11 protein-coding genes, 1 tRNA gene and 1 pseudogene are annotated in these 13,729 nt (G+C 45.2%); 10 read left to right on the top strand and 3 right to left on the bottom strand.

Annotation, left to right across the window (positions count from 1 at the left end; genetic code table 11):
* Window positions 1-52 precede the first annotated feature (52 nt).
* Window positions 53-802 carry a hypothetical protein gene (locus tag QZW82_RS28815; protein WP_293156699.1) on the bottom strand — a complete coding sequence of 250 codons (750 nt, stop codon included), beginning with the start codon at window positions 800-802 and terminating at the stop codon, window positions 53-55.
* Window positions 803-1,001: 199 nt separating this feature from the next.
* On the opposite strand from QZW82_RS28815, the pseudogene QZW82_RS28810 reads away from it, so the two are divergent.
* The 3 genes and pseudogenes from QZW82_RS28810 to QZW82_RS28800 form a co-directional block, all read left to right on the top strand.
* Window positions 1,002-1,235: pseudogene (locus QZW82_RS28810) on the top strand (Uma2 family endonuclease); the annotation flags it as partial.
* 53 nt (window positions 1,236-1,288) lie between these two features.
* Entirely contained in the window at window positions 1,289-1,486 is a 198-nt protein-coding gene (locus tag QZW82_RS28805; protein ID WP_363318773.1) for a DUF3370 family protein, read from the top strand.
* 79 nt (window positions 1,487-1,565) lie between these two features.
* Window positions 1,566-2,582, top strand: a complete 1,017-nt coding sequence (locus QZW82_RS28800; protein ID WP_293156697.1) for an S-layer homology domain-containing protein — start codon at window positions 1,566-1,568, stop codon at window positions 2,580-2,582.
* A gap of 455 nt (window positions 2,583-3,037) precedes the next feature.
* Here the strand turns inward: QZW82_RS28800 and QZW82_RS28795 are convergent, their stop codons facing one another.
* On the bottom strand, window positions 3,038-4,630 hold the full coding sequence (locus QZW82_RS28795; protein WP_293156694.1) for a peptidoglycan-binding protein: 1,593 nt from the start codon (window positions 4,628-4,630) through the stop codon (window positions 3,038-3,040).
* A gap of 384 nt (window positions 4,631-5,014) precedes the next feature.
* Here QZW82_RS28795 and QZW82_RS28790 point away from each other — a divergent pair, with 384 nt between their 5' ends.
* The 5 genes from QZW82_RS28790 to QZW82_RS28770 all read left to right on the top strand — a co-directional run bounded on the left by QZW82_RS28790 (window position 5,015) and on the right by QZW82_RS28770 (window position 10,077).
* Window positions 5,015-6,226 carry an RNA-guided endonuclease TnpB family protein gene (locus tag QZW82_RS28790; RefSeq protein ID WP_293156692.1) on the top strand — a complete coding sequence of 404 codons (1,212 nt, stop codon included), beginning with the start codon at window positions 5,015-5,017 and terminating at the stop codon, window positions 6,224-6,226.
* Window positions 6,227-6,300: 74 nt separating this feature from the next.
* On the top strand, window positions 6,301-7,503 hold the full coding sequence (alr, locus tag QZW82_RS28785; protein WP_293156690.1) for an alanine racemase: 1,203 nt from the start codon (window positions 6,301-6,303) through the stop codon (window positions 7,501-7,503).
* An 80-nt stretch (window positions 7,504-7,583) separates the two neighbouring features.
* Entirely contained in the window at window positions 7,584-8,423 is an 840-nt protein-coding gene (locus QZW82_RS28780; RefSeq protein WP_293156687.1) for a mechanosensitive ion channel family protein, read from the top strand.
* A 149-nt stretch (window positions 8,424-8,572) separates the two neighbouring features.
* On the top strand, window positions 8,573-9,700 hold the full coding sequence (locus QZW82_RS28775) for a patatin-like phospholipase family protein (RefSeq protein ID WP_293156684.1): 1,128 nt from the start codon (window positions 8,573-8,575) through the stop codon (window positions 9,698-9,700).
* 288 nt (window positions 9,701-9,988) lie between these two features.
* Window positions 9,989-10,077 (top strand) — tRNA-Ser (locus QZW82_RS28770).
* A 414-nt stretch (window positions 10,078-10,491) separates the two neighbouring features.
* On the opposite strand, the gene QZW82_RS28765 is transcribed toward QZW82_RS28770, so the two are convergent.
* Window positions 10,492-11,430: a serine hydrolase gene (locus QZW82_RS28765; RefSeq protein ID WP_293156705.1), complete on the bottom strand. Its 939-nt coding sequence runs from the start codon at window positions 11,428-11,430 to the stop codon at window positions 10,492-10,494.
* 109 nt (window positions 11,431-11,539) lie between these two features.
* On the opposite strand from QZW82_RS28765, the gene QZW82_RS28760 reads away from it, so the two are divergent.
* Entirely contained in the window at window positions 11,540-12,301 is a 762-nt protein-coding gene (locus QZW82_RS28760; protein WP_293156682.1) for a C40 family peptidase, read from the top strand.
* A gap of 187 nt (window positions 12,302-12,488) precedes the next feature.
* Window positions 12,489-13,493, top strand: a complete 1,005-nt coding sequence (locus QZW82_RS28755) for a glycosyltransferase family 2 protein (protein WP_293156702.1) — start codon at window positions 12,489-12,491, stop codon at window positions 13,491-13,493.
* The last annotated feature ends 236 nt before the right edge of the window (window positions 13,494-13,729 follow it).

Below are 13,729 nucleotides of genomic sequence, written 5' to 3'. Positions count from 1 at the left end.
AGATTTGTTTGCAGCAGTTCGTTCGGTTGTTAATACTGGCAAGCGTCAGGGTTTAACTGCTTATCAATCTATTCAACAAGCTCTCTCTATTGATGGCTCCATTTTTTCCCCTAGTTGAGCAATTACGCTCAATATGTACACCTTCATGAGCAAGCATCGTCATCCTTTCATGCGCTTCCGCTGGTGTTTCATGGTGAACAGTATCACCATCTACTTCCACAACCAGTACAACACCATTTTTAACAATAACGAAATCTGGTTCAATCCTCCTGTATTTTTCACCACCCTTAATAAAAACTGGCAATGGGGCAAAAGGTACTCCAAGTGATTTAAGAGCTTTGTATAAAAGCACTTCGTTTTCAGAACGAAAGAGAAGTCCATCTTCTTTTCTCGATGCTATGTTATCAGACCTGACACGACCTTGATTGTTTACTCCTTTTCCTTCAACCCAATTGTTTGCTTTTTTACGCCAATCTTCGCCCGCACTTAAAATTGGACTGATAAATACGCGAGCTAAATCATCATTGGGATAAGGCTTGAGAAGTTCTCTTGCTTTATCTAGTATCCGAGTCTCATATTTATCAATATCATCCGCAATTTGCGAGTAAAGCCAACTAGGAACTTGAAAATATAAGTCATAGTAGTCTACCCCCCAATCTTCCCCGTTCCGCTGAAGATTGTACTCAGCATTTGCGAGGATAGCCACCTCACGGGGCGAACCTTCTAAGGCAAATTGTGTTGCTGTTGTAGCAACTAGAGCTTCAAGATCGGTAATAAGATTGCGACTTTGGTTAGAGTTCATCAGGAAAAATGAAGATTCTTAAACTCAGAATTTAGCTGTGCGAAGGTATTAATTAAAAGTATTTTTCCTTCACTTGCCCCTAGAAAACACTGCATTTAAAATTATATTCTCCAAAGACCCAAAGTGTAAAGCTCCCCAATCGGCGATCGCTATCCTCTAATTAATAAAGCATCTGTCCTTTCACCACCGGATAGCTGACATGACCCAAAGCCTCAACCCCACAACATTACCACCCGCCTTTCCCGATCGCACCCAACTACCTGACTCCGACGGCAATTGTGCGAAAAACTTCCAAGAACATCCCCAGAGTATCCTACTCACCGACTCCCTGGAAACTACACTGCAAACCCTCCACCCCGACGGACAATATGCGATCGGGCAAGATAGCGGTATTTACTGGCGCGAAACTGACCCTCCAGAAAAGGGAGCCGAAACGGCTTGCGCTTTCGCAAACCGTCGCTGGATTTTCCTTATTTTCGAGGTACTGTGCGATTGCGCTACCAAGACGATCGCAATGGAGCTACGACTCGTTACGTGCATTTGTGGCAGCGCGTCGGTCAAGTTGTGGAACCGATGGTAAAGTTGAAGTTAGCAGCGGGTGAAAGGCGATCGATCCAAATTAATTTTATCTATCCTCCCGATGCTACGCCGCCGCAGGTGTTGACGGTGAAAACTTTGGAATAGTTGATGGGAGCGATCTCTGCCTCCGGCAGACTCAAAAAATATGTGATTTAATTGCTTCATTGATATGTAGGTGACAAGTATGTCTTCTTCACAACCCCCGTCAGGGAAAAGAAAACCTTTAGGATTTGATGAATTAATTGCGATCTTGGTTGCTTTCGGCACGATGGGAGCAATTTTCTTTTGGGTAACAGGCAGAAATCCCGATCGATTGAATGCCAGAAGTTGGCAATTTCCAGCCGTTTTTTCTCAACCTGCTGCTGAGCCTGGGAACTTAAAAATATTAACGCCTCCGGCGGCGAGTCCCGAAGTGCGATCGCCCGCTAGAACGATCCTTCCCTCGCAACCTGATGTCGTCCCTGTGGCACCTATAGGGCCACTTTTTCCAGTAGTTCCTCCTATGGGGACGGTTGTTGTTCCCGAAACGCCAAGTGAGCGCGAGGCTGTCCCTCCAGTCATTACCAAACCGAAAGCGGCTAAACCAAAAGCCGGGCCCGTTAAATTCTCCGATGTTCCTGACAAATATTGGGCGCGTCCATTCATTGTAGCTTTAGCCGATCGGCAATTTTTTGCTGATTTCACGGACAACAAGTTTCGGCCAGACGAACCGATTACGCGATCGGAACTAGCGCGCTTAATTCAGGGAATGTCGGACAAAGAACCGCGCCGCAAACCGATTAATTTTAAAGACGTGAAGAATAACAGTCCGATCGCTGGGGCGATCGACCACAGCGTCAAAACTGGATATCTTAAAGGATACCCAGACAATGCCTTCCGTCCCGATAAAGAAGTCCCGCGCGTGGAAGTCATCGCAGCTTTAGCTAGCGGTTTAAACCTGAAACCGTCAGCGAAAGCCAGTAGAACATTACAAGTTTATACAGACAGGAAAAAAGTGCCGAAATGGGCAGTCAACAAAGTAGCAGCAGCCACGGAAGCTGGCATTGTTGTCAATCATCCGAAACCCACTCTTTTGCAGCCTAATAAAATAGCAACTCGCGCGGAAGTAGCAGCTATGATTTACGAAGCGATGGCGAAACAAGGTAAGGTTCCTGTTAAGCCTTCTGACTATGTTCTTAAGCCTGTAAAGCCATCCAAATAATAAGATTTTTGGGGTGCAGTCGAACCCACGCCCCAAAATCAGATTTAATCGTTATTGTTTGTAGTAAGGACTTCAGTCCTTTTTTTTTGTATTTCCTGAGGACTGAAGTCCTCACTACGAACCTAGTTTATAGGGGAGCATCTCAGTTTTGTATTTATAGTGCTGTCCCCGCTCGCGTATTGTACAATACGCGAGGGGGGACAGCACTCAAAGAAAAAATGCTTTTTACAAAAATGAGATGCTCCCGGTTTGTAGTAGGGAATGCAAGTCCTTTTTCCAGATTTTCTGCGGACTGAAGTCCTCACTACGAACCTGGTTTGTCGTAGGGAATGCAAGTCCTTTTTCCAGATTTTCTGCGGACTGAAGTCCTCACTACGAACCTGGTTTGTCGTAAGGACTTTAGTCCTTTTTCCAGATTTTCTGCGGACTGAAGTCCTCACTACGAACCTGGTAGATTAATCTTGAAACACCATAATGCTGCCAGAATAACAAGCCACCCAAACCTGATTAGTTTCCGGATCGTAAGTAATCCCGATCGGACTTGAATTAACATTAACTGTTTGCAGCACTTTAAGGTCGCTAGTCCTCACCTTGCTAACAGTATTCGATGAATAGTTAACTACATAAATCAGTTTGCCGTCACCAGAAATTGTCATGCTGCGAGGTGCATTTCCAGTCGAAACCTTATCTATCACTTCACCAGTTGCCAGATCGATCTTTGCCACATTCCCTTCACCGTTCAAAGTGGCATACATATACTTGCCATTGGGATCTATCGTCAAATGACGCGGCGCATTACCAATATTTCTCAACCATTCTACCGAAAAGTCTAGGAGATTGACTTTCGCAATATCGGAAGAACCCATGACGGCAATATAGGCATTTCTTGAATCGGGAGTAACCACAATACCCCGAGGATATGCACCCAGTTTTACCCGCTCGACTTCGCGGTTTTTATTGATATCAACTACGCTCAAATCCCAAGTACACCAATTGCTCGCGAGTACGAAGCGATTGTCAGGTGAAACAGCATTAAATTTCGGAACCGCACCTACAGGAATTATCTTTTCTATTTTCAACGTTTGGGTGTTGATGCGGTACAGGAAACTTTGGTCGTGTTTGGCTGATGGAGAACACCTGTCGCTCCCGGGATTGTCAAACCCAGAACCGTACATTTGATAGTTCGATACATAGCCATATTTACCATCTGTTGAAAAGGCAGCTTCTACGGGAGAACCTTTGTAATTGCCTTTGAATTTAGAAAAGCCAAATTTTGACAAGTTTACTGTATCGGAAATAGTCTTGACTAATTTAAATTTCCTATTGTAAACTGTTATGCTGTGGCTGTACATCATGTTTTGAGCAAAAAATAAACCGTCTCCCGAATAAACTATTGATTTCGGCGATATTTTGCCGTAAATAGTTTTTTTCAAAGTCATTTTTCCTTCGGTGTTTGCAAGCCTTTTGCCGGGTAATTCATTTTCTTTTTTGTCGGAACTTGGCGCAGCAGTTTCTGTTTTAAATGGTGGTAAAAATGGTTCTTGAAAAAGAGGTTGTTCTGGTTGATTTTTAGTTGTATCTTGGAGTTGGTTGCTGTTTTCTGTGGCGGTAGGAGATGGCGAAGGTCGATCGACCTTTGATGCTGTTTTTTCCGCAGGTTCCTTGTCAGCGCTGGCGGCTGGCGACTTGCCTTTGATCGCTGACAAGGTTTGAGGGCCGACTATTCCGTCAACTTTCAGGTTGTTGTCTGCTTGGAACTTTTTCACCGCAGCCTGGGTTACGGAACCGAAAAATCCTGTAGCCCTACCTCCAAAATGTCCTGAGGCTTGCAGAGTTTTCTGTACTTCGACAACTTCCGGGCCTGAATCGCCTTTTGTGATTGTGATGGTGAGGGCGGGATAGACTAAATTTAAAATTGCCAGAGAGGTTGTAAAGAAGAGTAAAGGAGTTGCAGCTAAATTTAGGTGCGTTTTCGAGTTGGGCGATCGAGTTTGAGCTGGGGGCGTTTCCCAAGTTTCAGCTAAATGCAGGTAAGCCAATCCGTCCATAGTTTTTACGGGTATTTTTGATGCTATGATACACCAGCTAATACCATTTGAGATTTTCCATTTTTCGATTTGGGATGTGAGATTTGGGAACTACTGATAATATAACGGTTTGGTTCTGGTCTAGTGTTGCAGGATTTTTGTGAACCGATCTAACAGATTGATAAAAACGTAAATTTAACAAGAGTGGCGGGAATTCCCCCGCCCGGCGGTGTACCCACGCCGGGTGGCGGGACGGGTGCCGCGTGAGGTGACAATTCCATCCGCCCACTATATGCGAGAGCACAAGCGGGCAAGAGATAGGCAGATGGATGTTGTCGCCCACAAATTGATTGCATTTTCCTAGTATCCTTGTTACTCTCTTATCAGAGATGCTGACAACTGATAATGTACCAAGCCTACAAGTTCCGAATTTATCCTACAGCCGAGCAGCAAACATATTTTGCGGGTGCTTTTGGTTGTTGTCGTTGGTTTTGGAATTACAGTTTGAATCTGTGTCAGCAAACCTACAAAGATACTGGCAAAGGACTTAGCAGAAGTGCCATTCAAGGATTACTCCCAAATCTCAAAAAAGAGTATCCTTGGCTGACAAATGCTTATTCTCAATCACTTCAAGTAGTTGCACTGAATCTATCTACTGCTTATAAAAACTTCTTCGATAGACGTGGCGGTTTCCCTAGCTTCAAATCGAAGCATGGTAGGCAATCTATTAGTTATCCTCAAAATGTCAAAGTAGGAGATAGCTGCATAAAACTACCAATTATTGGCGAGGTGCATTGCGTAATTCATCGACAACTAGACGGTACGGTTAAAACCGTTACTATTTCTAAAAATACTGATGGTAAATACTATGCTTCAATCTTAGTTGATGATGGATTAGAGACTCCCGAAGCTAATGCAGAAGGTAAAGCTATTGGATTAGATGTTGGGCTAATTGACTTTGTTGTAACTAGCGACGGTAGCAAGTATGCAAACCCTAAGCATCTCAAGAAACACAGCCGCAATCTAAAGCGCAAACAGAAAAAACTAAGCCGTAAACAGAAAGGGAGTAATACTAGACATAAAGCCAAAAAAATAGTAGCCAGAGTTCATTCAAAAATCAAAAGAACACGCGAAGATTTTCTACACAAACTATCCCGCAAGATAGTAGACAAAAACCAAGTTATTGCAGTAGAAAATCTCAACGTCAAAGGTATGGTACGCAATCACTGTCTAGCTAAAGCAATTAGCGATGCTGGGTGGGGGATGTTCGGAACAATGCTCAAGTACAAAGCTGAAAAATTAAGCAAGATCTACATCGAGATAGATCGCTTTTTCCCTAGCTCTAAGACTTGCAATAATTGTCTTCATAAAGTATCATCCATGTCTTTGAACGTGCGTCACTGGGATTGCCCTAAGTGTCACAGCCGTAACGATAGAGATATCAATGCTGCAAAGAACATTAGGGATGAAGCCTTGCGGATTATTGCGTTAGGAACTAGCGCGTCTGCCAATGGACGGAATGTAAGTCAACCTGGTAAAACTTCGGTTTTGCTAGATGCTGTTCCGGTTGAAGTTGGAAGCCCCCGTCATAGCGGTACTCCGCTTGACGGTGGGTAGTTCACCTATAATTGCACCGAGAGTGCAATCTCCCAGCAGTTTTTAATGGTGCCAGCAAGTAGGAGCGATCGACAATGTTGAGTGAGGAACAAACGGCCGCAGGATCGACAACCCAAAAATCCCGCCAGACGGTGCTGTGGGACGGTGACGGCGGACTTTGCCAGCGGGCTTGGGTAGAAATAGATTTAGCAGCTTTAACTCACAATGTAAAACAGCTTAAGGATCTATTGTCTCCCAACACAGAACTGATGGCAGTTGTGAAAGCGGATGCTTACGGGCACGGTGCGATCGCAGTCAGTAAAACCGCATTGCAAGCAGGTGCTAGTTGGCTGGGAGTCGCGACAATTCCCGAAGGCATAGAGTTGCGGGAAGCTGGGATAGAAGCACCGATTTTGCTGTTGGGGGCAACCAATACACCAGCACAGGTAAAGGCGATCGCCCAATGGCACTTGCAACCCACTATTTGTACTGCCAAACAAGCCCTAATTTTTTCGGAAGTTCTCGTCAGTCTCAACCAATCTTTGCCCGTTCACGCTAAGTTAGATACGGGGATGTCTCGCTTGGGTACTTCTTGGCAAGAGGCAACAGAATTTGTGCAATTAGTCAATGGTTTGCCAAATTTAAAATTAGCCAGCATTTACTCTCACTTGGCGACAGCCGACAGTCCCGATCCCGCCGTGATGAGAGAGCAACAGCAACGGTTCAAAAAGGCGATCGCCCAAATCCAAGCAGCAGGAATTAACCCCTGTCGCCTGCACTTGGCAAACTCTGCTGCCGCCCTCACAGACCCCGATTTGCACTACGATTTAGTACGAGCGGGTTTGGCTACCTACGGTCTTTATCCTGCTCCTCACTTGCAGGCGATCGCTTCTTTGCAGCCCGCAATGCAGGTCAAAGCCCGAGTAACGCAGGTGAAAACAATTGCAGCAGGCACCGGCGTCAGTTATGGCTATAAATTTATTGCTGGGCGCGAGACACAGATTGCCGTAGTTGGTATTGGTTATGCAGACGGGATTCCGCGCAATCTTTCTACTAAAATGCAGGTTTTAGTTAGGGGTAAATTTGTGCCGCAAGTCGGGGCCGTGACGATGGATCAATTAATGCTGGATGTGACTGATATTCCCGATTTAGAAGTCGGTGAAGTGGTGACGTTGTTGGGGAATGATGGAGAAAATAAAATTACTGCTGACGATTGGGCAGAAATCTTAGGGACTATTTCCTGGGAAATTTTGTGCGGTTTTAAACACCGATTGCCCCGCGTTACAGTAAACTGTTAACTGTTTTTAGATGACTTTATAGCGGTTATCAGAAAGATGAGGTATGTTGTTGGGCTTCAGCCCTCTTAGTTTATACAGTTATGAAGACATTTTTACCGCCAGTTCAAACCTTCACCGCCCAGCTAGATGCAGAGAGAATACAGGCGATGCAAGTAGCTCAAGAATTCTCTAGAAAATTCGTAGAATTGGGTTTTCAAATTGTACCTCAAGTGCTGTGGGCGATCGGCATTTTGTTAATTACGCGATTTGCGATCGGGTTGGCGGGTAACGTGACTCGTCGAGCTCTGGGCCGCACCGAGCCCACGCTGCGGAAATTCTTAGTTCAAGCTGCCGAAATTGCGATTTTGGTTGTCGGCGCAGTCGCGGCTTTGAGTCAGTTGGGAATTCAAACTACTAGCGTGGTGGCGGTAGTCGGCGCGGCGGGTTTGGCGATTGGTTTGGCGTGGCAAAATACTCTATCGCACTTTGCTGCTGGGGTTATGTTGATTAGCTTGCGGCCCTTTGAAGTCGGAGATACGATCGAAGCTACGGATGTCAAGGGAGTTGTCGATAGCATCGGGATTTTTTCAACAACCGTCGTGACGGACGATCGCGTAAAAATTATTGTTCCGAATAATAATTTATTTAACGGTACACTGAAAAATACCACAGCGATGGGTACGAGGCGAGTAGACTTAAAAATTGATATTGGCGATCGGCAGATCCGTCCGATGATGGCTGAGTTATTAGAAATTGCCCACTCTCACCCGCTGGTGTTGGAAAATCCGCCCCCAACTTGTTTGGTAATCGAGATCTCTCCTGATACAACTATTCTATCTCTGCGACCCTGGTGCGCGTCGGTGGCCTACGAACAAGTGCGATCGCAAATTCAAGAACACGTCAAAGAAGCCATGAATGCCCACAAAAATCAACAACAATAAATAACACTTTTCAAACAAACGCAGTACAAAAAACAATTTTAGTATGGTACTGCTCCATGCTGGCACTTCCAGGTTTCTGATATGTACCCGATTAAACTGGTATCTTCTCTATAAATCCCAAATCCCAAATCCCAAATCCCAAATCTAAAATGAGTAATTGGTCTCCCCAACAAATTTTGCAAGAACCCGGTGTCAGGATGTCCGCCACCGAGAAAGAAACAATTATCAAAAAATTTCCGCCTCCCGACGAACAAAATCAAATCTATGCCGACGCCATTTTTGAAGGCGGTGGCGTGCGCGGACTTGCATTTTTAGGCGCACTCAGATGCTGCCACGATTTGGGCATCCGCTGGCGAAAATTGGCCGGTACTTCTGCGGGTGCAATTACTGCCGCAGTATTGGCAACAGACTTGTCAATGGACGACTTGGAGGAGTTGTTAGGACAGCTTGATTACAGCCTATTTTTAACTCAAAAAAACAGTCCTCTAATTTTAAACGGCGACCCCGCCGACGACTTGCAATCTCCAGCTTGGACGCTACTTTTCCTCACAATTAGCCGCCAGATGGGAGAATATTCAGCACAACCTTTCCGGCAGTGGTTGGAAGCAACACTTAGCAAAGGTCACTTGCACACTTTTGCTGATGTCAAAAAACAGCTAAAAGAGCGGGAATTAAAAGTAGTAATCTCAAACCTAAGTCGCGGTGAAATGTTGGTACTGCCCGACGACTTGCGGCGTCAAGACTCTGCCGATTCCGATGCCTTGTACCAACAGTTGCGCCTCCAAAATCCCGAAGATTTTAGCGTAGCTGAAGCAGTGCGATTGTCGATGAGCATTCCGCTATTTTTTGAGCCAGGAAAACTGGGTGACGACTTAATTGTCGATGGCGGAATTCTGAGCAATTTCCCGCTATGGATTTATGACAAACAATCTGTCGGTTCAACTCCCGTTATGCCCCGCTGGTTTACCTTTGGGTTTCGATTGGTCGATACTGGCATTGAGAGTCAAGTTAAAATTAACACTCCGCTGTCAATGCTGGCGGCGATGTTCCGAACGATGATGAAAGCAAGAGACCGCTATCACCAGCGGGAAATGGATAAAGGCAGGGTAATTAATATAGATGTGAGTGAAGCTGGCGTGACGACGACGGATTTTCAACTTGATGGCGATCGCAAGGCTAAGCTATATCGATTGGGGTATTTGTCTACTAAGAGGTTCTTTTTGAGTTCCAATTTTAGCTGGGAAAAGCACTTGAAGGCCAGGGGCTTTGGGGAATAGGCGATCGGGAGAGGAGATTGGGAGAGGGGGAGAGGGGGAGATTGGGTGCATCTGGCGCAAGGCAAATATATCCGTAGGGGCGAAGCATGACCGCAATCAATATGGGATTATAACTAATAACTTATATGCGGTCATGCTTCGTCCTCTTCAAAAACCAGATGCACCCGGGAGATTGGGAGAATTTTTCCTTTTTCGATCAAACGTATACAGCGAGAGTGATTCAGGAATTTTTGGTTTAGGGGTTGGCAAGACGAGGATGTGTGTGCTATTATTAGTTACCGTCATCTTGGAGAGGTGGCTGAGTGGTCGAAAGCGGCAGATTGCTAATCTGTTAAGGGTGTTAACATCCTTCGAGGGTTCAAATCCCTCCCTCTCCGTTCTAAAAGCTCGTTCCCTAGGAACGACTCAACGTAAAAAAGGTACGTAGTTGCGCTTCAGCGCTCCGGCATTGCTAATTTGCGGTATAAAGCAGAGAAAAAAAGGTACGTAGTTGCGCTTCAGCGCTCCGGGATTGCGAATTTAAGGTATAAATGAATCAAAAGGAATCAAGGTGAAAAAATAAAACAAACCAGTGAGTCAATATAGCTGAATTTTCAAGTTATCCATTTTCCTACCCTGATTAAGTAATGCCCAGCGCTCTTTATAAGATTAGGAAAGAGCGCTCAAGCGCAACTACGTACCTTGCCCCAAGCGCGAGCTGACCTTAAACCAACGAAAACAAAATTACCATTTCCCTATCCGAATAGATACTGTATTTGAATTAATTTAGCAGCAATCATCAGCTACCAAATCTAATCAAGTGCCTTCATTGCTTCCACAAACTGCCGCGAGATAAAAGGCAAAATCTCTTCATTTTTGCTATTCTCTTTCCCCTCGGTAAAGACAACTAACAAATACGGCCGCAAACCAAGTATTTCAATATAAGCAGCATCATGACGAACTTGACTTGTCAACCCCGCTTTTGACCACAATTTTGTATTTTCTGGTAATCCGCCACCTAAAAAACCTGTAACTTGATTTTCGGGATCTGCTTCTAATGCTGCTGGTTCTAAACTGCGTTTCATTAAACCCATCATGTCTTGCGATGCTTGTGCAGAAACAGCTACGCCACCGATGATAGTATGCAGCAAACGCGCCGCTGCATTTGTAGTCAGCATATTCCTATTTTCCATTAATTCTCCCACAAATGCTCGCTCGCGACCGTAGGGGCCGTCGCACCAGGTTTTTTGATTGGCGTTAATGTTTTGTAATTCCGGCCAATCTAATGATTGAAAGTAACGGTTGATGAGGTTTCGCTGCTGTTTCCAAGTTTCAAAGGGGCCTGGTGATAATTCGGGGCCGCTGGTGGTGCCCGTGAGGGCGTCTACTACTAAGCTGGTGGCGTCGTTGCTGGAGTCAACTATCATATCTCGGACGGCGCGTTCTAATTCTGGCGATGTTTGAATCATGCCTTTTTGTGTCCATTCCCAGATGGCAACAAGGTAGAATAGTTTGACGATGCTGGCGGGATAAATTCGTTCGGAAGCCCTGGCGCTAAAACCTCGCGGTTGATATTTCCAAAATTCTTGTGGACTTAGGGCGCCACCTGTGTTGACTCGCACTGGCGGATCGTAGACGATCCAGGTTACTGCTGTACGATCGCCCTTCAATCCTGTAAATTCTGCCTGGACTGCATCTATAATGCTACTGCCGAGGGTTTCTAATTGTTCGTCTTTGTGGAAAAATGTCATGGTTAATGGTTGACTGCTGACGATTAACGGCGGTTGGCGGTTGGCTAATGGCAATAAATCGTTAAGTGCGAACAATTAATAGCAAATAATTAGCAATTAGCAATTAGCAATGGTCAATTATCAATTATCTGATGGTGTGGAGTATCGAGCGCGATCGCACATAAATATTTACGATTCCCCAAAGTGCGATCGTTTGGCCACTCAAGCAGCCTTGGGGCGACATTTGCTCCTTTTTGACCCCCCCCAGCCCCCCCTTGTTAAGGGTGGGAGAGATGGCATAGATTCCCTTGTGCAGGGGGATACAACGGCTGTGATGGTGCGGCTGTGCGAAGACGATTATCCGGGATGGCTGGATCTTCGAGATATTGAGTTGCTCGAAGTCACAGAAACAGTGTATCATCCTCTGGTGCTTTCTGAGGCTCAAATTAGGGATAAATTGTCGATCGCAATTACCTTTACTCGCGAGGCGATGCAGCAATCCAATTATTACCTTTGGGGCGGTACAGTCGGGCCAAATTATGATTGTTCGGGATTGATGCAAGCTGCTTTTGTAGCTGCGGGCATCTGGTTGCCGAGGGATGCTTACCAGCAAGAAGCTTTTACTACATCTATTATTAGTGTTAGTGCTTTAGAACCGGGAGATTTAGTGTTTTTTGGTACGCCAGAAAAAGCAACTCATGTAGGATTGTACCTCGGAGATAATTGCTACATTCACAGTTCTGGAAAAGTACAAGGTCGCGACGGAATTGGTATCGATGTTTTGTCGGATAATGGGGATGCAGTCAGCAGAGCTTATTACCAGCAATTGCGCGGATATGGTAAAGTTGTGGCAAGTTATCAACCTAGTGGACAGTTGACAGTGGACAGTTGACAGTTGACAGTTGACAGTTGTAGGGGCGGTGTCCCCGTACCCGCCCTATTTTAGTTAACAGTTAACAGTTGACCAATGACCGTTGACTAAAAACTAATAACTAAAAACTAATAACTAATAACTAATGACCAATGACCAATGACTAATGACCAATGATTAATGACCAATGATGTTATCTAACAAAGCAATGGACGCTGCATTATTTTTGGAAAAATTGGCTCAACAGCAGGCTGCAACTGAGGTGGCGATCGACGTTTCGGTCGTGGTGCCAGTGTATAATGAGGTGGAAAGTTTGCCTCATCTGATTGAGGCGATCGCCTCTGCGATTCAACCCTCTGGACTCAGCTATCAAATTATCTGTGTAGATGACGGTTCTAAAGACGGTTCTGCTGACCTTCTCAAGCAGCTAGCCGGTAGTCGCGATGACCTTTGTGCTGTGCTTTTGCGCCGCAATTACGGGCAAACTGCTGCCATGTCGGCAGGTTTCGATCGCTCGACAGGTCGTGCTATTGTTACCCTAGACGGCGATTTGCAAAATGACCCTGCTGATATTCCGGTGTTGCTGGAAAAGTTAAATGAAGGCTACGATTTAGTTAGCGGTTGGCGCAAAAATAGGCAAGACAATACTATCAGCCGCTTGATTCCTTCTAAAATTGCTAACTGGTTAATTGGTCGCGTTACGGGCGTAACTTTGCACGACTACGGTTGTTCTTTGAAAGCTTATAAATCTGAGTTAGTTGCAGACTTAAATCTCTACGGGGAGTTGCACAGATTTTTGCCGGCTTTGGCGTTTATTGAAGGCGCGAGAATTGCAGAGATTCCGGTGCGACATCACGCGCGCCGTTTCGGTAAAAGCAAGTACGGCATTTGGCGGACTTTTCGGGTATTGATGGATTTGCTAACTATTTCTTTTATGAAGAAGTTCCTGACTCGACCGATGCACGTTTTTGGACTTTTGGGCATGAGTTCGATGGCTTTGGGAACGGTTTTAGGGATTTATTTGACAGTCCTCAAATTGGGTTTCGGTCAAATTATTGGCAATCGTCCTTTGCTGATTTTGGCTGTGGTGTTGTTGTTGACTGGCGTGCAGTTATTTTGTTTTGGTTTGTTGGCGGAAGTCATGATGCGGACTTATCATGAGTCTCAGGGAAAGCCGATTTATCGGGTGCGTGAGGTGTTTGGTTCTAAGTAAAGGATTGGTGTCGATTATACTCGGCGATTGAAATCGCTACTACACAAACAAAGTCCGCCTGCGCGGACTGAAGAAATCGGAAATTTTAAAACCCCTTTTCTGACTATATTCGGCGATTGAAATTGGTGTCGATTATACTCGGCGATTGAAATCGCTACTACACAAACAAAGTCCGCCTGCGCGGACTGAAGAAATCGGAAATTTTAAAACCCCTTTTCTGACTATACTCGGCGATT

The organism is Microcoleus sp. bin48.metabat.b7b8b9.023 (assembly GCF_013299185.1).
Taxonomy (GTDB): domain Bacteria; phylum Cyanobacteriota; class Cyanobacteriia; order Cyanobacteriales; family Microcoleaceae; genus Microcoleus.
Note: the sequence above shows the minus strand (reverse complement) of the source record. Positions and strands in the feature narration are given on the sequence as shown.

Coding starts and splice junctions, on each gene's coding strand:
- QZW82_RS28775 (WP_293156684.1), top strand. CDS start 8,573: ATGAGTAATTGGTCTCCCCAACAAATTTTGCAAGAACCCGGTGTCAGG.
- QZW82_RS28800 (WP_293156697.1), top strand. CDS start 1,566: ATGTCTTCTTCACAACCCCCGTCAGGGAAAAGAAAACCTTTAGGATTT.
- QZW82_RS28790 (WP_293156692.1), top strand. CDS start 5,015: ATGTACCAAGCCTACAAGTTCCGAATTTATCCTACAGCCGAGCAGCAA.
- QZW82_RS28765 (WP_293156705.1), bottom strand. CDS start 11,430: ATGACATTTTTCCACAAAGACGAACAATTAGAAACCCTCGGCAGTAGC.
- QZW82_RS28760 (WP_293156682.1), top strand. CDS start 11,540: ATGGTCAATTATCAATTATCTGATGGTGTGGAGTATCGAGCGCGATCG.
- QZW82_RS28780 (WP_293156687.1), top strand. CDS start 7,584: ATGAAGACATTTTTACCGCCAGTTCAAACCTTCACCGCCCAGCTAGAT.
- alr (WP_293156690.1), top strand. CDS start 6,301: ATGTTGAGTGAGGAACAAACGGCCGCAGGATCGACAACCCAAAAATCC.
- QZW82_RS28755 (WP_293156702.1), top strand. CDS start 12,489: ATGGACGCTGCATTATTTTTGGAAAAATTGGCTCAACAGCAGGCTGCA.
- QZW82_RS28795 (WP_293156694.1), bottom strand. CDS start 4,630: ATGGACGGATTGGCTTACCTGCATTTAGCTGAAACTTGGGAAACGCCC.
- QZW82_RS28815 (WP_293156699.1), bottom strand. CDS start 802: ATGAACTCTAACCAAAGTCGCAATCTTATTACCGATCTTGAAGCTCTA.